23 protein-coding genes and 3 tRNA genes are annotated in these 25,828 nt (G+C 44.1%); 18 read left to right on the top strand and 8 right to left on the bottom strand.

Going from position 1 to position 25,828, the window contains the following annotated elements; translation table 11 throughout:
* Nucleotides 1-70 precede the first annotated feature (70 nt).
* Together AC1XUF_RS29030 and AC1XUF_RS29025 are read right to left on the bottom strand one after the other, a co-directional pair.
* Nucleotides 71-817 carry a zinc ribbon domain-containing protein gene (locus tag AC1XUF_RS29030; RefSeq protein WP_483345371.1) on the bottom strand — a complete coding sequence of 249 codons (747 nt, stop codon included), beginning with the start codon at nt 815-817 and terminating at the stop codon, nt 71-73.
* Nucleotides 818-915: 98 nt separating this feature from the next.
* Nucleotides 916-2,016 carry a Nif3-like dinuclear metal center hexameric protein gene (locus AC1XUF_RS29025; RefSeq protein ID WP_483345370.1) on the bottom strand — a complete coding sequence of 367 codons (1,101 nt, stop codon included), beginning with the start codon at nt 2,014-2,016 and terminating at the stop codon, nt 916-918.
* A gap of 160 nt (nt 2,017-2,176) precedes the next feature.
* On the opposite strand from AC1XUF_RS29025, the gene AC1XUF_RS29020 reads away from it, so the two are divergent.
* From AC1XUF_RS29020 to AC1XUF_RS28945, 16 genes are all read left to right on the top strand, one after another.
* Nucleotides 2,177-2,253, top strand: a tRNA-Asp gene (locus AC1XUF_RS29020).
* Between the two features lie 28 nt (nt 2,254-2,281).
* A tRNA-Asp gene (locus tag AC1XUF_RS29015) sits at nt 2,282-2,358 on the top strand.
* Between the two features lie 112 nt (nt 2,359-2,470).
* Entirely contained in the window at nt 2,471-2,767 is a 297-nt protein-coding gene (locus AC1XUF_RS29010) for a hypothetical protein (RefSeq protein WP_483345369.1), read from the top strand.
* Between the two features lie 69 nt (nt 2,768-2,836).
* Nucleotides 2,837-3,211 (top strand): ISAon1 family transposase N-terminal region protein, encoded by a 375-nt coding sequence (locus AC1XUF_RS29005; protein ID WP_483345368.1) that lies wholly within the window; start codon nt 2,837-2,839, stop codon nt 3,209-3,211.
* A 47-nt stretch (nt 3,212-3,258) separates the two neighbouring features.
* Nucleotides 3,259-4,206, top strand: a complete 948-nt coding sequence (locus tag AC1XUF_RS29000; RefSeq protein WP_483345367.1) for an ISAon1 family transposase — start codon at nt 3,259-3,261, stop codon at nt 4,204-4,206.
* Between the two features lie 529 nt (nt 4,207-4,735).
* Nucleotides 4,736-5,206, top strand: a complete 471-nt coding sequence (locus tag AC1XUF_RS28995; protein ID WP_167268209.1) for an Lrp/AsnC ligand binding domain-containing protein — start codon at nt 4,736-4,738, stop codon at nt 5,204-5,206.
* A gap of 95 nt (nt 5,207-5,301) precedes the next feature.
* Entirely contained in the window at nt 5,302-5,655 is a 354-nt protein-coding gene (locus AC1XUF_RS28990; RefSeq protein ID WP_483345366.1) for a PadR family transcriptional regulator, read from the top strand.
* 36 nt (nt 5,656-5,691) lie between these two features.
* Complete coding sequence (locus AC1XUF_RS28985) at nt 5,692-6,714, top strand: energy transducer TonB (RefSeq protein ID WP_483345365.1); 1,023 nt, start codon at nt 5,692-5,694, stop codon at nt 6,712-6,714.
* Nucleotides 6,715-6,818: 104 nt separating this feature from the next.
* On the top strand, nt 6,819-7,343 hold the full coding sequence (locus tag AC1XUF_RS28980; protein ID WP_483345364.1) for a 3'-5' exonuclease: 525 nt from the start codon (nt 6,819-6,821) through the stop codon (nt 7,341-7,343).
* Between the two features lie 71 nt (nt 7,344-7,414).
* The gene (locus AC1XUF_RS28975; protein ID WP_483345363.1) at nt 7,415-7,591 is read left to right on the top strand and encodes a hypothetical protein; all 177 of its coding nucleotides are present in this window, start codon (nt 7,415-7,417) and stop codon (nt 7,589-7,591) included.
* A gap of 108 nt (nt 7,592-7,699) precedes the next feature.
* Nucleotides 7,700-7,773: transfer RNA gene (locus AC1XUF_RS28970), tRNA-Ala, on the top strand.
* A gap of 193 nt (nt 7,774-7,966) precedes the next feature.
* A complete protein-coding gene (locus AC1XUF_RS28965; protein ID WP_483345362.1) occupies nt 7,967-8,428 on the top strand; it encodes a hypothetical protein in 462 nt (153 codons plus the stop codon).
* Between the two features lie 329 nt (nt 8,429-8,757).
* Nucleotides 8,758-10,170, top strand: coding sequence for an NADP-dependent phosphogluconate dehydrogenase (gndA, locus tag AC1XUF_RS28960; protein WP_483345361.1), 1,413 nt, complete (start codon nt 8,758-8,760; stop codon nt 10,168-10,170).
* Between the two features lie 11 nt (nt 10,171-10,181).
* Entirely contained in the window at nt 10,182-11,693 is a 1,512-nt protein-coding gene (gene zwf, locus AC1XUF_RS28955; protein WP_483345360.1) for a glucose-6-phosphate dehydrogenase, read from the top strand.
* A 2-nt stretch (nt 11,694-11,695) separates the two neighbouring features.
* Nucleotides 11,696-12,421 (top strand): 6-phosphogluconolactonase, encoded by a 726-nt coding sequence (gene pgl / locus AC1XUF_RS28950; protein WP_483345359.1) that lies wholly within the window; start codon nt 11,696-11,698, stop codon nt 12,419-12,421.
* Nucleotides 12,422-12,760: 339 nt separating this feature from the next.
* Nucleotides 12,761-13,591, top strand: a complete 831-nt coding sequence (locus AC1XUF_RS28945) for an SPFH domain-containing protein (RefSeq protein WP_483345358.1) — start codon at nt 12,761-12,763, stop codon at nt 13,589-13,591.
* Nucleotides 13,592-13,615: 24 nt separating this feature from the next.
* Here the strand turns inward: AC1XUF_RS28945 and AC1XUF_RS28940 are convergent, their stop codons facing one another.
* The 5 genes from AC1XUF_RS28940 to AC1XUF_RS28920 form a co-directional block, all read right to left on the bottom strand.
* Nucleotides 13,616-14,248, bottom strand: a complete 633-nt coding sequence (locus AC1XUF_RS28940; protein WP_483345357.1) for a nucleotidyltransferase family protein — start codon at nt 14,246-14,248, stop codon at nt 13,616-13,618.
* Nucleotides 14,245-15,450 (bottom strand): XdhC family protein, encoded by a 1,206-nt coding sequence (locus AC1XUF_RS28935; RefSeq protein ID WP_483345356.1) that lies wholly within the window; start codon nt 15,448-15,450, stop codon nt 14,245-14,247. Before AC1XUF_RS28935 ends, AC1XUF_RS28940 begins: the two co-directional genes overlap by 4 nt.
* Nucleotides 15,416-16,597 (bottom strand): cysteine desulfurase family protein, encoded by a 1,182-nt coding sequence (locus AC1XUF_RS28930; RefSeq protein WP_483345355.1) that lies wholly within the window; start codon nt 16,595-16,597, stop codon nt 15,416-15,418. The genes AC1XUF_RS28935 and AC1XUF_RS28930 overlap by 35 nt, the downstream gene beginning before the upstream one ends.
* A gap of 118 nt (nt 16,598-16,715) precedes the next feature.
* Nucleotides 16,716-18,584 carry a proton-conducting transporter transmembrane domain-containing protein gene (locus AC1XUF_RS28925; protein ID WP_483345459.1) on the bottom strand — a complete coding sequence of 623 codons (1,869 nt, stop codon included), beginning with the start codon at nt 18,582-18,584 and terminating at the stop codon, nt 16,716-16,718.
* A gap of 81 nt (nt 18,585-18,665) precedes the next feature.
* The gene (locus AC1XUF_RS28920; protein WP_483345354.1) at nt 18,666-21,161 is read right to left on the bottom strand and encodes a YbcC family protein; all 2,496 of its coding nucleotides are present in this window, start codon (nt 21,159-21,161) and stop codon (nt 18,666-18,668) included.
* Between the two features lie 296 nt (nt 21,162-21,457).
* On the opposite strand from AC1XUF_RS28920, the gene AC1XUF_RS28915 reads away from it, so the two are divergent.
* The gene (locus AC1XUF_RS28915; protein WP_483345353.1) at nt 21,458-22,093 is read left to right on the top strand and encodes a peroxiredoxin; all 636 of its coding nucleotides are present in this window, start codon (nt 21,458-21,460) and stop codon (nt 22,091-22,093) included.
* 67 nt (nt 22,094-22,160) lie between these two features.
* Here AC1XUF_RS28915 and AC1XUF_RS28910 read toward each other — a convergent pair whose 3' ends face one another.
* Nucleotides 22,161-22,889 carry a DUF6962 family protein gene (locus AC1XUF_RS28910; protein WP_483345352.1) on the bottom strand — a complete coding sequence of 243 codons (729 nt, stop codon included), beginning with the start codon at nt 22,887-22,889 and terminating at the stop codon, nt 22,161-22,163.
* Nucleotides 22,890-23,218: 329 nt separating this feature from the next.
* Between AC1XUF_RS28910 and AC1XUF_RS28905 the strand changes: the two genes are divergently transcribed.
* Nucleotides 23,219-25,735 carry a TonB-dependent receptor gene (locus AC1XUF_RS28905; RefSeq protein WP_483345351.1) on the top strand — a complete coding sequence of 839 codons (2,517 nt, stop codon included), beginning with the start codon at nt 23,219-23,221 and terminating at the stop codon, nt 25,733-25,735.
* The last annotated feature ends 93 nt before the right edge of the window (nt 25,736-25,828 follow it).

Below are 25,828 nucleotides of genomic sequence, written 5' to 3'. Positions count from 1 at the left end.
AATACATGCGGAAAGAACATAAAAAAAGGTTGTCCGGGTAAGACAACCTTTTAAGTTAATATATTGATTATTATCTCCGTTGGTGAACCGGTTCAACACTCTCAACGTCGGCCAGGATACGGCCGCAGTGTTCACAAACTATTAATTTTTTACGCTCACGAATGTCTGCCTGGCGCTGAGGAGGAACAATGCTGAAACAGCCTCCGCAAGCTCCGCGGGACACATGTACCACGGCCAGTCCATTCATCGAATTGTCGCGGATTTTCTGATAGGATTTCAGCAGGCGATCTTCGATTTTCTTGATATGCTTTTCTCTTTCTGCAATCAATGCCTTTTCCTCCGATTCGCTTTCGCTGGTAATCACGGAAAGTTCACCTTTTTTCGCTTTAAGATCTTCATTTCTTTCATTCAGAACAGACTCTGCACGATTTGCGTCCTCTTCGATCAAACGGATACGGGCACGTGCTTCGTTGATCTTTTTATCCGCCAATTGCATATCCAGCTCCTGCAATTCAATCTCTTTGGTGATGGCGTCATATTCGCGGTTGTTGCGAACATTCATTTGCTGGTCTTTGTATTTCTTGATCAGCTTTTCACCGTCTTTCTGCGCATTTTTGAAATTGTCGATCTCGGTGTTCAAATTGGCGATTTCACTTTTGAATTTGCTCAAACGTGTTTCGAAGCCAATTATCTCATCTTCCAAATCCCGAACTTCTTCGGGGAGGTCTCCGCGGGTTTTTAGTATTTCGTCAAGGCTTGAATCAATTTCCTGAAGTTTCAGGAGAGCATCTAATTTTTGAGCGATTGTGTTTTCCATGTATGTCTTTAATGGACTTGTTTCAATGCGTAATAAGTGAAGGTAGTCAGCCGTATTTTCAACAGATAATCGAACAAATAAGTTGATAAAATCGTCTTCTAAACAAAATATCGAACTGGATTGGTATTGACTTCTGACAAACAGAGTGCAAAATTACTAAATTTTCCTGATAAATAGTTATATAGTAAATTTTTCGTGAACACTTCGCTTTCATAATGTCCGATATCGCAGATCATAATGCGGTTTTCTGCATCAAAAAACTCATGGTATTTGTAGTCCGCGGTCACGAAAACATCGGCGTTTGAACGGATCGCGTTGTTCAGCAGGAAACTTCCTGCTCCGCCACATACCGCGACGCGTCTCACCGGTTTTGAAGTTGGTTTCGTATGTTTGATCAGTGTTAGATGCATCGTCTTTTTCAGATGTTGCAAGAACGCCTCGGCCATCATTTCTTCCGGCAATTCGCCGATCGCTCCCGCTCCAACTTCCTGATTTTCATTTTCCAGAGAGGTGAGATAGTAGGCAACTTCCTCGTAAGGGTGCGCCGAACGAAGCCCAGATAGTATTTTGGATTCAAGATAGGAGGGGAACATGATCTCAACACGATCTTCTTCGACTTGCTCCAACTTCCCTCGGCTGCCAATTGTTGGATTTGATAAGTCGCCGGGCAGAAATGTTCCTATCCCTCCAACGCGGAAACTACAATTTTGATATTGGCCAATCTTTCCCGCGCCGGCGCCAAACAGGGCGTCAAGAATAGACTGTGTATTTTCCTTGGGTGAAAAAAAATCCAGCTTGGTTAGCCATTGTCTTTTAGGTGCGAGGATTTTCAAGTTGATCAGACCTAGTTGTTCGGCTATTTTCCAGTTCACCCCCTCGGATACATGGTCCAGATTGGTATGTGATGCGTAGATAGCAATATCATGTCTGATTGCCTTGATCACTGTTCGCTCCACATAATTCTTTCCATTCAGCTTTTTAAGCCCCGAAAAAATAATCGGATGATGTGCCACAATGAGGTTGCATTGCATTTCAACGGCTTCGTCAACCACTTCTTCGGTTACATCCAAGGTGAAGAGTATCCCTGTGACTACCGCCTCTTGCGAACCAACCAAAAGTCCGGCGTTGTCATAACTTTCCTGGTAGGCCAGTGGCGCCAGTTTCTCCAGCTCATGGATTATATCTTTTATGTATGTCATTTTTGCAATTTAGACAACCATTTCATTTTCAGAATATTCCCATTTCAGGTCATACTGTTTTACAAAGAAAATAACTAAATTGGTGTGACAGGTATTGCAATGGAAAATAATAATGGTAGTTTTGCACCACGTTTTACGAATGAGTGTCGTAAGGCAAGCTGGTTTGGTAGTTCAGTTGGTTAGAATACATGCCTGTCACGCATGGGGTCGCGGGTTCGAGTCCCGTCCAGACCGCCAGTTTTTGAAGTTCTTTATAATTTAGTCTGGTTTGGTAGTTCAGTTGGTTAGAATACATGCCTGTCACGCATGGGGTCGCGGGTTCGAGTCCCGTCCAGACCGCCAGAATTAATTCCAAAAGACAAAAAGCCCGTAAATTTTTATTTGCGGGCTTTTTGTTGTTACAATGTCTACGGCTTGAGCGAGTGAAACCATAGGTTAATAAACCCCTACAGCAATGAAAATCATGTTCTGGCTTGCGGTTGTACTCGAATCGGCGGCACTCTTCTATTTCGTAAGAAAGGCCTGGTTATTATGGCGCTCAGAGGATCAAATTTATCCTGAGCAATATCGCCAGGTGTTTTATCCCATCCTGGTGCTCTCGGTACTGATTATTGTAAGTCTTGTTGTCAAATATTACTCACAGTCCGACAGGTCGGCGACGTTCGTAGCGTTGCTTCCGGTGATTATGCTAGTGTTGGCGTTGGTGGGGATGATTATCGGGACAATCCTGGTAGGAGGAAAGTGGCACTAGGATTGTTTTGGGTCAGTCCGAAAAGTTGGGGGGTGATTAAAAAAGTAGTTTTTTTGCAATGAATCAATATTGAATGCATTGCACGAGTCTTACCAAGCCCTAGTCCGTTTCCTATTACCTGAGGGTATCCTCGAATATTTCGAGCTTTCAAAAATTGTTGAAGCCATTCCTGGCTTACATATTTATCTGGAAGAAAAGAACCTACCTCCTTCCGAATACAAAGATCAAAAGCTAGAGTCGAAGGGCTCTATGCCCGAGATATACATTCAAGATTTCCCTATTCGAAATCAGCGTGTTACACTCTGTATCAAACGACGCCGATGGGAAGTCAAGGATACTGGTGAAATCGTAAGTAGGGACTGGAATGTTGTTCAACAGTGGACTCGGATGACCAAAGAGTTCGCCGATTTTTTAAAACCGGGCCGCCGGGCGGGGTTGTATTGATAATAACCCTGTCAGTTGCTCCCAACTAGGTAAATACTTCCATCTGGATGGGAATCGGACCGCCGCCGCGGCAGCTCCAACAACAATATAAAGATCACATCAGTGACTACAAGGACTGGAATCAGCGTGAGCACGCAGATGATTGGCTTTTATATCCTGAAAATACCGGCCCTTACCTAAGCATTGATGAGACGTCCCTTTCTAATGGCGAACTGTATACGATAGTAACTAATAAGGCTGCAAAAGGCAGGAAAGGCTCTTTGCTAGCAATGGTAAAGGGTACCCAAGCTGCATCAGTGATAGAGATTTTGCGAAAAATACCCCAACGAATTCGAAGTAAAGTGCGCGAAGTGACTTTGGATATGGCCGCCAATATGGGCATGATCGTAAGTCGCTGCTTCCCAAAGGCATCAAAAGTTATTGACCGTTTTCATGTCCAAAAATTGGCTTATGATGCAGTTCAAGAAGTTCGGATCAAATATAGATGGGAGGCATTGGATCAAGAAAATCAAGCTATTGAAGCTGCAAAGCAAGCTAATTTGCCTTATCAACCTGAAATTCTTGCCAATGGTGATACACTCAAACAGCTGCTGGTTAGGAGCAGGTATTTGTTATTCAAGCATTATGACAAATGGACTGCTTCGCAGATCCAGCGTTCAAGACTGCTCTTTGAGCGTTACCCACTCATTAATCAGGCATACCAATTAGCAACAGGACTAGGAACGATCTTTCGCATTGGTAAAACTAAAGAACAAGCCTTCAAAAAGTTGGCGTTATGGTACAATGCTGTTGAGGATTGCGGTCTCGAATCATTCAAAACCGTCGCCAGATCTATTCAGACGCATTACCTGGACATTTTAAACTTCTTCAACAACAGAAGCACAAATGCTTCGGCAGAATCATTCAATGCGAAAATCAAGGCGTTTAGGTCGTCGTCCAGGGGCGTAAGGGATATTCCATTCTTCTTATTCAGGCTGACTAAACTATATGCTTAACTCCCCCCAGATTTTCAGCTTGATCCATTGTTGTCCTATGCTCTCCACAAAATTTTGATTTGATCCATTGTTTGCGTGGAGTATAAAAAAACACGCAGGTTTCAAAATGAACCCGCGTGTCAAATTACACTTCATCAACAAACTAAAAACCAAATAAAACTAATACGAAAAAAATCGCTTGTCAAGTTTTTTTTGCTGTAGGAGGGGGATTCGAACCACCCACGGTGCGGTTAGCTACGGTACAAATACTGTTGGTGGTCCACCCCAGTCGACGTGAGTCGGCATTATGCCGCGTTTATCCCTTATTCACCACCCCCGAGACAGGAGGGCATGGCTGCCAATTTCATCACCCTACAATATGATTTCCAAAGTGTAGAACCCAGTCATACAACTAGTTTCATAATTTGGTTCTACAAAACTAAAAATTCTGTATTTAAATATAAAATATTTTCATTTAAAATTGTTAAAATTTACAATTATTGCATAGATTGTGTTGTTTAATTGTGAAAAATTCAAACATTGGAAGTAAATGCAGAAATATTCAGATATTGATAGTACGGATTTACGCATCCTTTCGCTACTCATCGAGAATGCAGCGTTGCCGTACACAGAGATCGGGAAGCGGGTTTTTGTGTCGGGTGGCACGGTTCACGTTAGAATGAAAAAACTAGAGCAAATGGGAATAGTGAAGGGTTCTCAGCTTGTTATTGATCCGGCGAAATTAGGGTGGGACATCAGCGCATTCCTGGGTATTTATCTCGATAAAAGTTCCTTATATGAGCAGGTGGCGACTGCACTGGAAGGGATTCCGGAGGTTGTGAATATTCATTATACGACAGGGATTTACAGTATTTTCCTGAAAATCGTGTGCAGGGATACGGGTCATCTTCGAGAAATATTGCATGACAAAATTCAAAAAGTAAACGGAATTCAGCGGACCGAGACTTTTATTTCGCTCGAAGAGCGTATCAACCGTTCGATACCACTTGCGGAAAGTTGAAATAAAGCATGCTTGGCTGCGAGAGATAAATTCTTTACATTTGTGTTTGTATATATAAAAAACCTATATATATTTGGTCAATCAAAATTAAACTCATGGAGAATAACACGACTAGTAACGAATATGTCCGGGGTACATTGAAGACAATAGTGCTGAATTTGCTGGCGGAACACGAGAGGATGTACGGATACGAAATTACCCAAGAAGTAAAAGACAGGACTGGCGGAGCGATTGCCCTTACTTTCGGCGCACTGTATCCTGTTTTACATAAACTGGAACAAGAAGGTTTGCTGATTACGGAATCGGTGGAGGTGGATGGAAGACTTAGAAAATATTATTCCTTAACCAGCCCCGGCAATGAAGCAGCGCGTAATAAAACCAATGATCTTGAACGTTTTATAGAAGCTGTCAGATTATTACTCGCCCCTAAAAATCTTGCAACCGAATAAACCAAGTTACATGGCAAATATCTAAACAGATAAACTATGAAACGCCTTCAGAAAGATCGTATTGATTTAATAAATGAATATTTGAAATCAAACAAGCTGGATCCGGAATTGCTTCCGGAAATCCTGGATCATCTGGCTTGTGAAGCAGAAGAGCGTCTGTGGGACGGAAAGCCCTTTGAGCAAATCTTCAGTAATATGAAGGAGTTAGCCGATGGTCAGGTCCTGCTCGACTTAAGTGTTGATCATAAAAATCTGTTAGCCATGGAAAAGTCTTTAAACGACATCGTGTTCGAAAACCGGAATAAGCTCTATGGAGCTTATGATCTGAGAAAAAGTTATGGTCAGACCATCCAGAAATCAGTGATAATAGGCGCCACATTGTTTGTGCTTATTGTGATGTTCCCCAATTTATATGCGCGCCTCGTGCCTGATTCTAAGCCAGGAGATATTGCCTATATCGTTGAGGCACAGCCTATTGATATTCGTGAAGAACTGCCAAAAACACCTGTTAAAGAGGTAGAGCCTGAGATAGCGCCAAAAACAGTCAGGTCGTTGCCTCCTGAGGTTTTGCCTGATGACCGGGTGGTCATCGAGAATTTGCCTCCGGTGATTGAAGAGCTCGAAAAAGCCCAGCCAGCCGCCAAAACATTAGACGGCATTGATGACATTACAATAATTGTTCCGCCTACCCCTGAAACCGGAAATACAAAATCTGCTGTTGCGGAAGTGGAAGTGAAGAAGGAGGAGACATTCCTGAATGTTGAGCAGGCACCCCAATATCAGGGTGGGATAGAGGCCATGACGGCTTTTTTGCAGAAAAATCTCAAATATCCGTCGCAGGCTTCACGAGCTGGAATACAGGGGCGGGTTTTTGTGCAATTTACAGTAGGTTCTGATGGAAAAGTGGAGAATGCGACTGCATTAAAGGGAATTGGGTTTGGGTGTGATGAAGAAGCGGTACGCGTAGTGAAATTGATGCAGAATTGGATGCCTGGCCGTCAGGCCGGAATTCCGGTTCGGGTGCGATTTACACTGCCAATCGCATTTCAGCTGAACTAATTTCAGATATTGCGTAAATGCCTCCCGTTATTGAAAAAAATCCTCGTTTCGGCGGGGATTTTTTCTTTTTTTTGTATCTCAAATCAGAGAAGATTGTTGTTCGAATGTACGCCATTGTTGATATAGAGACTACAGGAGGGGGCGGCGCGGCACGCATTACCGAAATAGCCGTTTTTAGGCACGACGGATTGAAAATAGTTGACTTCTTTCATTCTTTGATCAATCCTGAGATATACATCCCCCCGTTCATTACCCGGCTTACAGGTATCGACAATGCAATGGTAGCCGATTCTCCTACTTTTTGCGACGTTCAGGACCACGTGCGCTTGTTGACCAAAGATGCTTGGTTTGTAGCGCATAATGCACGGTTTGATTATGGATTTATCAAAAGAGAATTTAGCGCATTAGATGAGTATTTTCAGAGAGACCTGTTGTGCACGGTCCAGTTGAGCAGGAAAATTTTCCCCGGACTCAGATCGTACAGTCTGGGAAACCTTTGTGAAAGCCTTCAAATCTGCATTGAAAACCGTCACCGCGCCCATGGCGACGCGGAGGCAACTGTTCGCCTTTTCGAAAAACTGCTCATGCATGATCATCAGAAGCTGATCCCCATCGATTTTTATCAATAATAGAGCCGGAGAATTGGCTTGGAATGATTTTTTAGGTGCTGAATAAATTATCAACCTAAATTTTCCTTCCGATGAAAGCATTTATTAACTGTCTGCTAATCCTTCTCGTAACATTAACTCTTACAAGTTGTGAGGCGATTGGGGATATTTTCAAAACCGGTGTCTGGACCGGTGTAATTCTTGTTGTCGGAATTATTGCTGTGGTGATCTGGGCGTTATCCAAGGCCTTCGGTGGCGGGCGACGATGATATAATCATGACACACTTAACAACTCAACATAAAATCAGAGCGATGCTTGCTTCTAAAAATTCTCCGTTTCATCTTTGCACTCCTCAATTAGGAACTCTGTTGAATGCGGGGGATTAGCTCAGTTGGCTAGAGCGCTTGCATGGCATGCAAGAGGTCGTCGGTTCGAATCCGATATTCTCCACACACTATTTGCCGTTACTGGTTTCCAGTAACGGCTTTTTTATGGCGTCTGATGGATAGCTTATTTCACCAATAAATAAATGATTGCCGCCTTAGGCTAAAATTTCTTCTCATCCGAATAGGCTCAAACTACTTTTAATTTTTCGTAATCTCATTTAAGAATTGAGACTATCTCCTAATCAAACTCTATCAAAATGCCGAAACCAAGCAAAAAAGCCTGTCAGGAAAACAATTGCGCTTCGCAGTCATCCAGCATAGAGGATTTCCAAAGACTCTTGAAGGGTTTTATTGAAAATCCCTCAGACGAAAACCTGGACAAGATTAACGTTATACGTTTATGGTTTGTACATTCTACGAAAGTTTCGGAAAGCATTAGTAAGCGCATGCAAGGGATACCAAGGTCGCTACAGAATCCCGGGCCAGATGACATGCAGGTAATTAACGCAATGATCTTAGCATGTCGGCATTTGGTTAAAAGTTCTGAGTTTTTAGCCCAGGACTATGAGATTCTACGCGAGGAAGGTATCATAGCATTGGAAATTGACAATTTCAAAAAGGCCAACTTACGGCTAAAAAAGGCTGTTTACTACATTGAGTCCGCTTATTCTGGTTTGCAAGGCAATTTTGGAGTCAATGATTTGGTCAGGAGGAATTGAGAAATTGTTGTCGAAATTGGATTTTAACGCTGCCTAGAATTAGAAGAGTGTATCGGGTGAGGCGATCACCTTTCTGCTATACGATCCCGAACCAAGATACAACTCATCGCCAGTTTAATTGAACTTGCAACGAATGGGAAATACTATGGTATAAAGTATGGAGCAATTCAAGTACGGAGTGAGCGGTCACTTATTTTCAAAATACCCCGACCTGACAAACTACTAGTACAGAAATCACTGAATAATTCAATAAAAGCTTCAAGCGCGGCGTACATTGCTTTGGCAAAAACCCTAATATTGCAGTCTCTTATTAAGACGATTGTAATATTATGTCAAATAACTTATTCGATTTTGGAATGATCGGGCTAGGTGTAATGGGTAGAAACCTGTTGCTGAACATGGCTGATCATGGCTTTTCTGTTATCGGTTTTGATAAAGACGAAGCAAAAAATGCCGCATTGGAGTCTGCTGCGACTCCCGGAACTACCGTAAAAGGTGTTTCTGAGCTGGCGCAAATGATCCAGCTCTTGGAGCGCCCCCGCAAGGTAATGATGCTGGTACCCGCCGGCCAGCCTGTGGATGACGTAATTACCTCGCTGCTGCCTCTTCTGGAAGAAGGTGACGTGGTCATTGACGGTGGAAATTCGCATTATACTGATACGCTACGCAGGGTAAAGTACCTTTGTGATAAAAATATACATTTCATGGGCATTGGTGTCTCGGGTGGCGAAAAGGGTGCCCGCTCCGGCCCAAGCATTATGCCCGGCGGCGACAAAACAGCATATGAGCATGTAAGACCAATGTTAGAGGCTATTGCCGCAAAAGTGGGAGACACACCCTGTGTTGCTTATCTGGGTAAAGAAGGCGCAGGACATTATGTCAAAATGGTGCATAATGGTATCGAATACGCGATTATGCAGCTGATCAGCGAAACTTACGCTATCCTGAAGCATGGCGGATTGAACAACGATCAGCTTCATGAAGTTTTCAAAAGCTGGAATGAAGGTAAGCTGCAATCTTTTCTTGTGGAAATTACCGCTGAGATTTTTCTTCAAAAGGATGACAGAGGCGAGGGGCACTTGGTCGATGTGATTTCTGACAAAGCAGGTTCGAAAGGAACTGGGAAATGGACTTCCCAGGATTCGATGGAACTGCCTGTAGCCGTGCCCGTCATCGACACAGCGGTTGCTATGCGTACGCTTTCGGGTTACAAGGAGGAGCGGGTTAAGGCTTCTGAAATCTATGGTGCGACCACTGTCCAGGAACTTCCATTGGAGGAACTGATCGACCAAGCTTACGACGCATTGTATTTTGCGACAATCCTGAGTTATGCACAAGGCTTAGCCATGCTTTTCCAGGCTTCGAAAGATTTGAGCATGGATATTCCGCTTCCCGAGGTAGTAAGCGTATGGCGCGGGGGCTGTATCATCAGATCTTCTTTGTTGGAAGTATTCTCCAATGCCTATAAGCAAAATGCGGAATTGTCCAATATTTTACTGAACCAAGAAGTAGCTTCCCTCGTTAAATCTGCAGAAGAAAAGACACGTTCCCTGATTGCCTTTGCCGCTAAGTCAGGCGCGCCAGCGGCTGGTTTGATGTCGTCACTTGCATACTTTGACGCCTACAAATCGGAACGCATGCCTACTAATCTGATCCAGGCGCAGCGTGATTATTTCGGAGCGCATACTTATCAACGTATCGATACCCCCGGTACTTTTCATACAGAATGGGGCCAACCATAAATCAGAAATTTATGCAAACCAATAGACGTCCACCTGCCTCGGTCATTTTTATTTTCGGAGGAAGTGGTGACTTGAACTACCGAAAATTAACTCCCGCACTTTATAATTTATTTCTGGATAACTGGATGCCTGAGCAATTTGCGATTGCGGGCATTGGAAGAAGTCCTTATACAGATGAAGCTTTTCACGAGCACTTGCTGGACGGCGTAACCAAGTTTTCGAGACGCAAAGGAAAGTTAAACGGTCATTGGAAAGATTTTAGCCAGCATGTTTCCTATTTGCAGATGGACGGCGATGACGCGTCTGCATATCATAAAATTACAGATGTTGTAAAACAGAAAGAAGAGGAATGGGGTGTTCATCCTAACGTGATCTTCTATCTGGCTGTAGCGCCTCAGTTGGTTCCTTCGATCGCGCAAAAGCTTGGCGCTCTCAAAATATGTGAGGAAAAAGGTACCACCCGTATTGTGGTTGAAAAACCATTCGGGCATGATCTTAAAAGTGCACATGAATTGAATATCCTGCTTTCGAGCATGTTTGCGGAAGAACAGATCTTCCGGATCGATCATTACCTGGGTAAAGAGACGGTACAGAATATTCTCGCATTACGTTTTGCAAACGCGCTTTTTGAACCGCTTTGGAACCGCAAGTACATTGACCATATTCAAATCACAGCTGCTGAGGCGGTAGGACTCGAAGGTCGTGGCGGCTATTTTGAAAATGCAGGCGCATTAAGAGATATGGTTCAAAACCACATTCTTCAGGTGATGTGTATGGTTGCAATGGAGCCGCCGGTATCATTTGACGCTAACGAGATCCGGAACAAAAAAGTGGACGTCCTGAACGCGATCAGAAGGATTTCTAAAGATCAGGTACACGATTTTGCTGTTCGTGGCCAATATTCCGGTGGTTGGAAAAAGGGCGAAAAAGTCGTCGGGTATCGTCAGGAAGAAGGTGTGAGCCCCACTTCCAATACAGATACCTTCGCTGCAGTGAAATTCTTCATCGATAATTGGAGATGGCAGGGGGTTCCTTTTTACGTGCGTACCGGTAAATATCTGAACCAAAAGGCCACTTACATTACGATCCAGTTCAAACCAGCACCTCATTATGCTTTTCCATCGGAGGCTGAAGAGACTTGGCGAGCTAATAGGCTTACAATCAGCATCCAGCCTAGTATGGATATCAGTATCCGCTTTCAGGCAAAACGTCCGGGCCAAAGTTTCACGCTGGATCCCGTGGATATGACCTTTGACTACGACGCCGTGGGCGGAGAACATGCGCCCGAAGCTTACGAGACACTTCTATTGGGTGTTATGGAAGGCGACGCGACTTTATTTATGCGCAATGATCAAGTAGATGCCGCATGGAAAGTGATTATGCCGATCCTGGAAACATGGGAAAACCGTAGTCCGCAGAATTTCCCGAATTATGCACCGGACTCCTGGGGGCCGAACGACGCTGATGCGCTGATTGCCCGCGACGGGCATGCATGGATCAATGTTTCATCAACACAATCTTAGGTATGGAACTACATATTGAGAAGGACGCGCAACAAATGAGCGTTAAGTTGGCTGCCTGGATTGCAGACTATATTCAAGAAGTCCTAACGGAGAAAGATCGGTTCACCTTTGTGTTGTCTGGTGGTAACACACCCAAGATACTTTTTGCCGAGCTTGCAAAATCGCCGCATAAAGAGTCTATAGACTGGGAAAGAGTCCATTTTTTCTGGGGAGATGAGCGGTACGTGCCTTATGAAGATCCCCGCAACAATGCCAGGATGTGTTTTGAGGAGTTGTTGAACAAAGTGCCGGTTAAGCCGGAGCATATTCATGTCATGCGCACCGATATTTCGCCGGAAGCATCCTCGGCTGAATATGAAGCGATCCTGAAAAGGTATTTTGCAAATTCTGAAACCACTTTTGATTTTGTTCTGAATGGGATGGGGGACGACGGACACACCTTGTCCTTATTTCCGGGCACAGCGGTTATTCACGAGACAGAAAAATGGGTTACCTCATTTTTCCTTACGATTCAGGACATGTACCGGATCACGCTTACAGCTCCCGTTGTGAATAAAGCAGCATGTGTTGCATTCATGGCAGTAGGAGCAAACAAAGCCAGAGTCCTTAAAGAAGTGCTGGAGGGAGAAATAAATCTGGATTTGTATCCATCGCAGATTATTCAGCCAGTAACCGGGCAACTGCATTGGTTTGTGGATGATGCAGCTGCCGGTCTTTTGACCTTGTAACATCAATTTAACTCATAGTTCAAATGCTCGCTGTTTTTACGGCGCGCATTTTTTTTGACCACGTTTTTTTGCGTTTCATATTCAGTAGCGACCACTGGATAATTTACCTGGTTGTTGCAATCCCGTAAAGTTTACTTTTACTGAAAACCTAAAAGAACATGGCACATCTCCTTAAAGTAATCCTTGTTATTATCACAATAACGTATTCGCTGCAACTCATTAATTCTCAGTCGGATCTCCTGGTTTTCGGAGGGGTGGCAATTGCTGGATCAGCCCTTTACTTTCTTATTTCCGATTTAGCCAGCCTTTTGAACCAAATCAAATCTAAACTGTAAGACCATGAGAAGAAACATTATCACTGGTATTTTTACCTTTATCATTCTCGTCATTGCGTTGATTGCGCAACCATTTACATACGAAAACATCGATGCGGGAAATGTGGGTATCAAAATCAATCTCTATGGATCGGACAAGGGTGTTGACAACATCACGATAGTGACTGGCAGGGTTTGGTACAACACATGGACCACCAAGATTATTGAATTCCCAACTTATACACAAAGTGTTGACTACGATCCATTTGTGATCACAACGCAGGATGCTGCCGAATTCAAGGTCGATCCAAAGCTTAACTATCACATTGATCCGGACAAAGTCCCGCAAATCTATCGTCAATACAGAAGACCATTACAAGAAATCCAGCAGGGTTTCATGAAGAATACCATCTATGACGCCTATCGAATTGCCGCCAACTCATTTACCTCCGACAGCGTAATGTCCAATAGAGAAGTTTTCGAAGACAGGGTTCAGAATGTGCTGACCAAAACGTTAGGTCGCGATGGGTTTATCTATGACCAGCTGACTTCTGCGATCACACCGCCGCCATCGTTAAGGCAGATGATCGACGAAAAGAACACTTCCATTCAGGCGAGATTAAAAGCCGAAAATATGGCGAAACAAGCCGAAGCCGAGGCAAAAGTGATTATCGCACGGGCGGAGGGCCAGGCAAAGGCTACTTTGATCAAAGCCAGGGCGGAAGCCGAGGCAAACCAACTTCGCCAGAAAACGTTGACGCCGTTGCTTATTCAGCAAGAATGGGTTGCCAAGTGGAATGGTATTCTGCCAACTACCAATGCGGGTGGTGCCAGCTTAATGCTGGGTATTAAATAACGACGTTCGTAAATTGGAGGAAATCTAGCCCGGAATTAACTTTTCGGGCGTTTTTGCTTGATTTTCTAAAAGGGCATTATAATCTTCCTTTGTGTCGATATCAATGTTTCCGAGTGGGAATGGACATAAAGCAACATCTTCAGCATATTTGATCAGCAATCTTTTTGCGCCTTCGGCCCCAGCCAATTTGAAAAGCGAATCGAAATACTTCCTTCGAAATAAAACGGGCGTACCTAAGGTATCGGCGTAGGAGCAAGCCGCGATTCCTGTATTTGAAATATCTGCCTGATCAATTAAGGATTGGAATAGCTGTTGCGTTACAAAAGGCTGGTCGCTCACGGCTATGATTGCTCCTTGTAATTCATTGTTGATGGATTGCAATTTGGTGAGGCCGATATGAATAGAAGAGGCCATTCCGTCCTGCCAATTAGCATTGTAAGCTATGTGACAGGGCAACCCGCCTAATTCAAACTCCATCATTGATGCATTTGAACCGGTCACCACGACAACATTTGTAAAACCGGTGGCCAAGGCGGTCTCCGTGATATGACGGATGAGTGTTTTATCCTGAAATTTTAAAAGCTGCTTGGGTTCTCCTAGTCGGGATGAGTTACCTGCGGCTAGAATGACGATACCGTATTTGCTATACTGTTTCATTTTCTGGGAAAATGACAGAAACTGCAGAGGAAATCTTCTTTTTCCGACCCGGCATAGTCTACCTTCTGATCCTTGCGGTTATGAATAGGCTCTGACTTGTCCCTGAGAGAAAATCCCTTTTTATTACTTAAAATGGCTTGTATTTCGGCGAGCACGGATAATGCGATTTCCTCTGAAGTTTCGGCCCCAATGTCCAGGCCAACCGGACCGTAGACCCTGGATTTTTGAAGATCTGTAATCTCAATGCCTTCATTTTCCATTTCTGAAAACATTCTTTCGAGCTTTTTCTTTGGACCTAATGCGCCGGTATATGTGCATTTCTCAACAAAAATCAGCTGTTTTAATAAATTCAGATCATAATTGTAGTTATGGGTCATGAGCAAAAAAAATGTGCGGTCGTCGGTATGGACATGATTGAGCACATCCTCAGCCTTAGAAACGATCACCTTGGTTGCTTTGGGAAAACGCTGTCTGGTAGCATGTCCGACTCTCCCATCCACCACCGTTGTTTCCCATCCCAGGATATCAGCCATTTCCACCAATGGAATGATGTCATTACCCGCTCCTGCGATAATCAGTGAGGGTGGGGTATTGAGATATTCTACAAAACCAGTCAGATTTTCGTTGTTGAAAAGAAATGCCTTGAAAAATGAATCCGCCTGAGTATAAGCAGCGCTGGATTCGGCCAGTAAATCCCGGATCAGTTCAGGTTCCGGGCAATGATGGACAACGGTGTTATCCGCCTGTAAATGCACAAAGCAGGTACCGCGTTGTGGTGCTGTTCTTGAATGGAGTGAAAACAAAGTGATCAGTACAGCATTTTGTCTTTTGGCCAATACCTGCTTAAGTAGCTCGATCGGGTTGTTGTGTTCATCCGTGCGAATGGGTTCAAACAAAATGTGAACGATCCCGTTACAGCCAAGCTGAACGCCGAGGGATGGATCGTTTTCGTCAGTAGTATCGTAGGTTACCAGTTTGTTTTTCTGCTGCGAAATAGCGAGCAGTGCTTTTCGCAACGCATCGCCTTCCAGGCAACCCCCACTGATCGCTCCCGTCAGCTTCCCATCGTCGGTCACCAGCATCCTCGCTCCAGGTCTTCGATATGACGAGCCTTCCACATGGACTACAGTTGCCAGTGCCATTTTCTTCCCGGCCTTCACGGCAATTTCATAAGATTTTATGATGTCCGTAATTTCTTTCATGACGATGTTGCTTAACAATTTTAGAGATTACTTCAACAGCATGGTCCATTTCTTCGTGTGTAGAAAACCGGCCAAAGCTGAAACGGAAAGTATTATGGATTGTTTCATCGGAGAGTCCCATGGCCTTTAACACGTTGCTTGGTTCGAGTGTGGCTGATGTGCAGGCTGAACTCCTGGAAAAAGCGAGATCGCTGCTTGTCTCGAAAATCATTTTTTCTCCGTCAATCCCCTGAAACGACAGATTGGTCGCGTGCGGAAGCCGGCGTCCCGATGCATTAACAGTGATGTCTTCAAGAGCCAACAGCTTTTCTTCAAACAGGTTCCGAAGGTTGTTCAACCTTTTGCTTTCTGAGCTCATTTCATCACTGCAAAGCTCGCATGCTTTTCCAAAACCCACAATGCCGGGGACATTCAACGTGCCGCTTCGCATATTTCTTTCGTGCCCGCCGCCGTCGATTTGCGAGGCGACTCCAACCGCAGGATTTTTTTTTCGGACATATAAAGCGCCGACACCTTTTGGACCATATATTTTATGTGCGCTGAAAGTCATCAGGTCAATGCCATCCAATTGTACATGGACAGGGATTTTGCCGACAGCCTGTGACGCATCTGTCATAAAGATCACACCATGTTTTTTCGAAATATCAGAAATTTCTTTCACCGGCATTACAAAACCTGTCTCGTTGTTGGCATACATGATTGAAATCATCACTGTACGATTGGTGATAGCAGATTCCAATTCTTCCAGATCGACAGATCCATTGTTCAATACCGGCAGATAAGTAACTTTTACTCCATCCTTCTCCACACGTCTGCATGTGTCTAGCACTGCTTTATGTTCGGAGGTTACAGTGATCACATGCTTCTCTCCATCAGAATGATTTTCCAATACGCCTTTGATGGCAAGATTCACCGCCTCGGTGGCGCCGGAAGTAAAAATGATTTCCTGTGTGTGAGCGCCAATCAATGATGCAATCTGTTCACGTGCAATATCAACAGCCTCTTCGGCTTCCCAACCGTAAGCATGAGTGCGGCTGGCTGCATTACCGAATCTATCTGAAAAATAGGGCAACATTTCCTGCAATACCCTGGGATCCACAGGGGTAGTTGCATTGTAATCAAGATAAACGGGCAGTTTGAGCGACATGAATTTCCTGTTTATTCAAGAAAACAAAAATCTTCCTGATGGTTCAATTTAAACAAAAAACCATCTCATTTTAAACATGAGATGGTTTCCGCAACTTAAACGAACAGGTTAACTATAATTATGAAGAACGATAGGCCATTTGCTCAATCGATTTGGCGTGCGGGCCCAGAAATACACGAGCGTAGATCCGGATGATCGAAAGACCGTCGATGATTAAACTCAATGCCGTGAATAATGCCAGAATGATTTGATTCTCATGTATATGGCTTAAAATAACGTTTTCCCCAATGAACGTCGGCGTGATCGGGAAACCTGATAAGCCAAGGCAGCATATTAAGAATACCAATGCCAATCCGGGGTGTTTATACGAATGTCCATGAAACTGGTTGAGACCGATGTGATCTTCTAAGGATTTGAGTTTTTGAAGGACCAGATAGCCGATTGTCCCCGAAACAACAATACCACTGAGGTACAGGTGGACTTGGTCAAAACTGAAATTATCATTCAATGAAATGGCAAGTGCTACACAAAAATGGCTCATGATCACTAGCAACCAGCTCGTGCGTGTGCTCACCCTTTCCGTGAAAGACTTCAAAACCATGATCAGTCCGATCAGTGAGAAAAGGAAAGGCAGATAAGCGTTGAGGTGCTGTGGGATTAGTTCTTTATGATAAACCCAAAACAACCCTATCAGATAGGCCGGGATAAAGATGAGCAAAGCGCGTACGAACGTGATGAAATTCAATTTGTTACCCAGCATTTTTAGCGGGTTCCAGAGGTATTGGTACATGTTGGAGTCCAGGTTCCATTCTTTAATGCACAGAATGTAGAAAGTGTACTGGAGTTTTTTTGGAAAAAAAAGCTCGATGGACCTGGCTTTTGGGGAAAAGTTGTAAAACTGCTCGCGGATCAGGTAGCTTACCACCGATGGTGAGACAAGCAACTGATAAGTTCTTAGAAATGCATTTCCGGCAAAATGAAACAAAGCGAGGGTTTCCAGTCCCGCGGCTATTTCAATAAATATAAGTCCTATTTGAGCAATGGAGGCATAGGCGATCTGGCTCTTTACAGACGATTGGACACGGGCAATGCCTGTTGCGATGATGGCGGTTGCTAACCCGACCAGGGCGATCAGGAAGCGTACCGAAAATTGATGTTCCCAGAATAAAAATGTTCTCAGTAAAAGAAAAGCTCCCAGATGAACCGAAAGCGAGCCGTAAAAAATGGCGCTGGACGGGGTCGGGCCTTCCATGGCACGGGGCAACCAAGACGAAAAAGGCAGTTGGGCCGATTTTGCGGAAGCGGCTATGAGGATCATCAGGGAAATGAACACACTAATCAGCGAGTGTGATTGCAGATGCTCATGCACAATTTCGTAGTTTCGTAATTTCAGAAATGTAATGTTCTCATGCCACAGGTGTTGGCTTGCCCACATGGCCAGGATCAGGCCAACGTCACCAATGCGATAAATCGAAAACACTTTGACGGCATTTTTCACAGGCAGATATCTTTCCCTGTAGAAAGCAATCAGAAGGAAGGATGAAATCCCCAATATCTCCCAGCCTACAAAAAGGGTTTCCATGTTCCCTGAAAAAATGACCAGGTTGTAACCTAGGTAGAAGAACAGAATGGTATTGAAAAAACGTTTGTAACCCTTTTCCCTGTGTAGATAGGTCCGGCTGTAAAGCGCAACCAAAAAAGTCAGAAACGAACCTACAAATAGGTAGGTAGCTGTTATTTTATCGAAATAGAAATCAATAAAGAAATCATGGCCAGGCGAGCGGAAAAGAAAAATACCTTTTTTATCAAGAATCGGCTGGCCCTGTAATAGCCAATAGGCCAGGAAAAACATCGATGCCGCCATATGAATGCCTACCGTTGAGAACGCCACTTTTGAGATCAAGCCCTCTTTTTTGTCGGAAATCAGCAGGCTGACCAGAAACCCCACGACAGGAAGCAGTACCAGAAATGGAAGAAGGGATATCATCATGTCTTTAAATAGCTATCGACAATTAGTTTTTATCAGAAATGCGGCTTTACTGAGCACTGACCGCCGATAGCTAATATTTTAATGAATTGAATAAACGGGAAGGTTTTCCTGGTGAGCCTCAAATAGCGGTGCCAGGTCGATCGCGTCTTCAACTGTTTCACTGTAAGATTTATATGGTACAAATTCGCCTTGTTTGAAGACCATCAGCTCTTTTGTTTCGGGATTGTATGACACCAGATGTATCCATTCATTGATGAACCATTCGTAGACCGTATACAACCTCCTAATGACGTCCAGAACGACTTCCGGGAAATGCTCCACGATAAAAAGAATGCGGATTGGGTCATGTATCTCAATCATTTGGCTTGGTAATCCGGGACGCAAGTCACCGTCCATTCCGTTCGCCACACCAAATAGTCCCATCACATTGTGGGGGAGCTTTGTACCTGCGCCCAATTTCTGATTGTCAACCCGGGAGAAAAAATATTCCAGGTTAATACCACCGCAAACCGGGGCCGCCGTTTTCAAAATATTGAATAAATAATCGCCCTGAGGATCAATGGAGTAGTCATAAGAATTCATGAAGGCGCGGCGGTCCAGAAACAGGTTTTTCGTCAGCGACCTTCTTCCTACTATGCAAAGCGCATTCGTTGCGTGGTTTAGTTCTGGCCGCGGTTCAAATAACGACACCGACCTCAAACGTATCTTCTCATGTATTTTTTCAGGACTAAGCCTGGTATCTATGGATTCAAATCGACGAGACCTTTCCCTGGCGTTATGGTCTAGCGCCTCACTGAATACTGCATCATTGGCTTTATGTTTTTCTAAATTGATGGAGGATAGAGACGTCTCATCATAATATACGATCTCGTCGCGTGTTGTGTCATGCAAGCCCCCGATGAATTGGGTAGAAGCGGGAATCGTAATTCCACGTGTATTCAAAATAGCGCGGACCGCAGGGTGATTGGCCATAAAGGAAAACACCCTGGAATTAACGGAACCTGCCCTGCCAGCGCATGCGCCGCAGTCGTATGCCGCATAATGCGGATTATTCACACTGCTGGAGCCGTGACCAATTACGTATACGATCGGTGCGAAATATTTCACCAGGCCAATGCTTTTGAGCAAGCCTTCCACGCGATCTGCCATTTCCTCACGCGTAAAACCAATCTGCAAATCGTTTTCACGATCGTCCAGGTTTTTGTTCTCAATGGTCAGTTTCGAAAACCTGTCCATATGCTTAAAAGAAGACGCAGCGGCGGGTGTCACCGAAGGTTTGAAAATATTAGCGGCGAGCTTGAATGCCGACCAGTAGCCTAGTGTTTGAGAGATTAGCCAACCGCCGTGAAATGAATGGGAATGTTTGCTGAAATACGCATCTTTCGCTCTCTCGGCGGTAGAACCGATCTCTTTAACAAGATATTTTGGATTAACCGGCGCCGGGCAGGCTTTTTCGTAAAACTTGCCGTCTTCGGGTTGATAGAAAAATTCAACTCCAAAAAAGCCGGGTGTTCCGAACGTTTCACACGCAGGGTCAAATTCTTCGAGGTATCGGCGTAGCGAGCATTCGCGGTCGTCGAGACAGAACATAGCCTGAAAGCTATTCGCTTTGGGCTCTCTTTCGTCTATCTTTTGAACTCTGAGGGCAGACAATACCTGATCGTAATAACTCCATTCAAATGCTTCCTGCCAGATGGTCATGACCTCGCTGAACTCAGTAACCGGAACCTCTGCAAATAGATCTATTGGTTTTTCAACAACTTTTGTAGCAAGTGGTGCCCAATCTTCGCCAAAATGCTTGTCGAGGGCATCAATTTCAAGCAGTAGCTCAAATGAAATCAGGTCACTGAGCGAGATCTTCCTGCGGTCGAGCAAAGTTTCGGGATGGTCTTCAATTACCGAAACCATTCCGGACCAGCCTTGATGGGCAAATTGCTCATCAAACAGATAGCGCTCGTAAAGTGATTCGTCTCCAACCACAATTTCTAAAAGGTCGGGAATCGAACAAGCAGTATACAAAAGGAGGTTTCTAGCGCGTCTTGTTTTAAAAATACTAAAAAGACTATTTGCTTCCATCGCACGTACCGAGGCCAGAAATCCCTCTTCATCTAAAGGAAAATGCCATATCGAGATTCCCTGATCGAGATAACTGCATAGTATTCTGAACAGGATCGGATGTACTAAGGAGTCCAGGTCAATACTGTACTGCGTTTTCCAAATAGCCTTGAGTGCGCCGATTCTTGGAGAAAAAGCAGGGCTGAATTTCTTCAACAAAACCTTATCCCTCCATTCAGAAGCATTGGAAGCTCCTTTCTTTTCCAAAAGGACCTTTTCGAGAATGTGTGCGGTGATTTTTTTCTCGTTGTATAAGTTTCTGTATTCCTCTATGGAAAGCAAGACTCTGTAGCCTAAGATCTCAGAAGCCTTGCGCAAACCGTCATGGAATTTTAAAGTCTGGAAAGCGTGAAGTGTATTGTGATGAATAAAGTCCTTAAGGGGCGCCTGTGCCGGTAAAAAATGCTTTAACTCATGGAGCACGGCGTGTTCGTCAAAAGAATTACTGGAAGCTTTCATTGCGTTCATTGTTGCGTTTACGATGTGACCGTTTCCAGGCATTCAGAAGATTGATGTGTTCCCCAAATTCCTATTCAAAAGAGCTTATTAGCAATTAAAACGCAATTAAAGGCAACTTAAAATGAGGTTAAAATCGGAAAGCCCTGGTATTTCAGACATCGCAAGCTGTATAAGTTCCAGAATTTATAGGACAGATTTATTAACCAGATATCTATCACCTAATGAACTAATTGACTATTTTTGTGTTCAGTCTATAACTTTGATAGATTAAATGTTTCATTAAAACCCTAAGAATTATGTCACTTCGACTTGGAGATATTGCCCCAGATTTCGAGGCAAACACCACACAAGGCCCTATTAAATTCCATGAATGGCTAGGCGATAGCTGGGGATTGCTCTTTTCCCACCCGGCCGACTTTACACCTGTTTGCACGACTGAGTTAGGAAAGACGGCTCTTTTGCACGGGGAATTTGAAAAACGTAATGTGAAAGTCCTCGCGGTGAGTGTTGACGATATCGACTCTCACAACAAATGGATCCCTGATATCAACGAATTGAGTAACACGGAAGTTAATTTCCCGCTGATCGCCGACGAAGGCCGGAAGGTTGCGTTGCTTTATGATATGATCCATCCAAATGCCAGCGAGAAAGCTACTGTGCGTTCCGTATTTATCATCGGCCCGGACAAGAAAATTAAGCTTACGCTTACTTATCCGGCTTCGACAGGTAGGAACTTCAATGAAATTCTTCGTGTAATTGATTCGTTGCAGCTTACGGCTAATTACTCGGTGGCTACGCCGGCTGATTGGAAAGATGGCGAAGATGTGATTGTAGTACCAGCTGTCAGCACTGAGGATGCTGAGAAAAAATTCACAAAGGGTTTGAATATTGTAAAGCCGTACCTGCGTTATACGCCGCAGCCTAATAAATAAGTAGTTAATAGTACGCACAAAAAAGGAGGGTTTATTTATCGTAAACCCTCCTTTTTTGTGCGTACTATTAACTCTCGCCTGCTATCACTTCTTCCGGAACAATCTTTTCTTCGCCGTAGTAGGTCATATGGCGCGCCCCCTGGTAGTAAAACCAAATGGATAAGGCCATCGGAATATGGCTGATGTCATTGTAATTGAACCATGGTCCAAAACTAAATTTGAGCGCATGAAAGCCAGCCGCCAGCGCGCCCATCAGAGTTGCTATGAAAATATTCACGCTGCCGGGATCTTTCCGCTTTCGGTACACATAAACCTCGATCAAAAACAACATGAGAAACAATCCATAAAAAGCGTGGATTTCTACAATTGCGAAGTTTAGTGTGATGAATGTGAGCGCAAAGAAAATGGTCAGCTCAATGTAATTGAGCCATCCCAATATCAATCCGTTTCGTTGATGAAGAAGCGGCTTGATGTGCCATATCGCCGCGCGTTCAAATAAAGCGACTGCAATCATGCTTGCAAACCACCCGGGGATCTTCCCGCGCATCCCGGTCAGGTACAAAAAGCCATGGCCCAACACGCCGCCTATGGCCGTTGCAATGGCCATAAACAGGAAAAAATATTGGATTTGCATGTACATTCTGTGAGCCCGGCCAAGTCGGTTGAGATGAAAAAATGCATAAATGCATACTGCAGTCATCATCAGACTTGAAATAACAGTAGATGGTTCCATGATCGTAATCCCGAAAACCTGTATTTGGTGGACTTTGCTGAAATCTATGGCAACTTCATTCATGAAAAGAGGCGTTAATAATCGCGAAATGGAGTGACTGATCGATTGGGTTCCTTCCCCAAAGTAAATCACAAATCATTAATTAAGTGCAACAATATTGTTATAGCAACTCATTTCACCAAAATTGTACCAGCCCTTTTGCTGCCGCCGGAGTATCAGGGATTGATGGCCCCAATGGAAATTGATACGGACAAACCCAGCAATTGGCCGATGAAAACGAGCAACCCATCTATTATCACTATTTAAACAGATATTATCGGTTTCCTTTGCATTGGTAATCGTATCCAATAGGACTTATCCAATTGCCATCTCTTTCTATCACGTTTCGATCCATGAAAAAGTTAAGGACTTTATTTTTTAAAACGACGTTTATTTTCGCCTTCTCGGGTATTTTGAGTGTAAATCTGTATGCCCAGGCATCAATGCAAAACGGTAACGCCGCCTCAGATCCCACGTCAAAAGGAAATTCAAAAATTTCGGGAATTGTACTTGACTCAGCCGCCTCCAAGGGCGTTGAATTTGCGAGTATTGCATTATTCAATGCCGTCGACAATAAGGCAATCGATGGTACTACGGCCGATGAGACTGGAAAGTTCTCTATTGGCAAGGTTAGCCCCGGCTCCTACAAGTTGCTGATTTCGTTCATTGGGTACAAAGACAAGACGATCAGTAATATAAAGGTTGAAAAGGGAAAAGATATCGAGCTGGGATCAATTCAGCTGGCGTCGAGCGTTCAGAACCTTCAGGAAGTTACAATCACGGGTGAAAAGGCAATGGTCGAGGAAAAGGTAGACCGGCTCGTTTACAATGCGGAGAAAGACATTACTTCGAAAGGAGGTGACGCAGCAGATCTTTTACGTAAAGTGCCCATGCTGTCGGTAGACCTCGATGGAAATGTGTCTTTGCGCGGAAGCTCGAACATCCGGGTTTTGATTAATAACAAGCCTTCGACTATCATAGCGAGCAATGTAGCAGACGCGTTGAAACAAATCCCGGCGGATATGATCAAATCCGTCGAAGTGATTACTTCTCCTTCTGCAAAGTATGACGCGGAAGGCTCAGGAGGGATCATCAATATTGTTACAAAGAAAAATAATCTTCAGGGCCTGACGCTTAATATTGATTCGGGGGTGGGGAACAGAGGTACGAACCTGGGACTGAACGGAAGTTACAGGAAAGGGAAAATGGGTTTCACTTTGGGTGGATTTGGCAGGGCTTTTTATAATAAAGCCACCTCAGAACTTAATCAGACCACTTTTTCGCAGGGGAATTCTTTCCTCACCAACCAATCATCAAATGCAAAGGACCGGGGACTATTTGGCCAATATTCATTGGGGTGGGATTATGACCTTGGGAAAAACCAGGCCCTCTCTGCAGGATTGCGTTACGGTACCAGAAATTTTATTCAGAAGCAGGACCTGACCATTAATCAATTCGAAAACAGCATATTGGGAGCTACTTCACAGAGAAAAGTAGACCGTAAGGATCTATCGGGAACGGTTGATTTTAACATCGACTATATCCGAACGTTCAAGCCGCAGCAGGAGTGGAGCATTTCAACTTTATACAGTCGGACCGGGCTGACGAATAATTTCAATACGGATTTGCTGAACGAGTCGGGTGCAGTAAGCGGTAAACTGAAAAACGAAAACCAAAATTACAACTCGGAATTTACATTACAGACTGATTATCAGACGCCAATCGCTAAAAATCAACTGATTGAGTTCGGGGTGAAGGGGATTTTCAGGACGGTTAACAGTGAATATAAATACCTGACTGCCACAGAATCCGGTGATTTTTCATTGAGTACAACAAATCCATCGGGCTCTTTAAACTACAATCAGAACGTTGCCGCCGGATATGTGTCGTACACATTGACGACCCCAAACAAATACACTTTCAAGGCAGGTACCCGATATGAATTCACGGGAATTACTGCAGATTTAGGTGATGCAGGCAAAGTATCCATTCCTAATTATGGAAATTTGGTGCCGAGCATTAATATTTCGAAGGCGCTTTCAGGAAGTACAACATTGAAAGCAGCCTATAACCGCAGAATCCAGCGTCCTGGAATTCAACAGTTAAACCCGAACGTCAATCTTTCTAATCCACAAAGTATCAGCACCGGCAACCCGGCGTTAAGCCCCGAACTGACCGACAATTTCGAACTGGCTTTGAGCACCAATATCAAAAAGACCTATTTAAATGTATCGGCATTTGCCCGTCAGACCAATAATTCCATTACGCAGGTCAGAATGGCGGTTGATACATTGCAGGGTGCCATAGTTACCACTTTTGAAAACATTGGCAAGCAGCAGGCTTATGGGATGAATATTTTTGCAAATGTTTACCTCACGCCCAAATGGACACTGAACGGAAGCCTTGACATTTTGCATTCGTACCTGGAAGGTCAAACAGTTAGCCTGGAAGGAACGTCTGTGCCGGTCAGCAATTCGGGATTCAACTACGGCGGTCGGCTGATGTCGCAAATCTCACTCAAACAAGGCTGGGGGGTGCAGGCATTTGGTTTTTACCGCGGCAAGGAAATCCAGTTGCAGGGAACGCGCACGGGTTTTTATATGTACTCCCTGGGCTTCAAGAAAGATTTCGCAAACAAGAAAGGCAGCGTTGGATTTGCAGCAGAGAATTTTCTGACCAAAGGGGTAAAGTTCACTTCCGATCTGACTTCGCCACAGTTCATCCAATCTTCCCAGACACAACTTTATAACCGGAATTTCAAAATCACGCTCAACTATTCAATTGGCAAAATGAGCTTTGATGCCCCCAAAAAGAAGACCAAATCTGTTAGCAACACCGACGTAGTGGGTGGTGGTGACGGCCAGAAATAATTATATCTGCTAATGAATACAAGTTGCCCGGGGTTGATTTCCGGCGCATTCTAAAGCAAAAGGTCAGGAGATTTTCCTGACCTTTTCTTATGC

This window comes from Dyadobacter sp. HNCC25DJ185 (genome assembly GCF_056895195.1).
The sequence above is the reverse complement of the archived record's forward strand: the minus strand, read 5'-3'. Positions and strand labels throughout refer to the sequence as shown.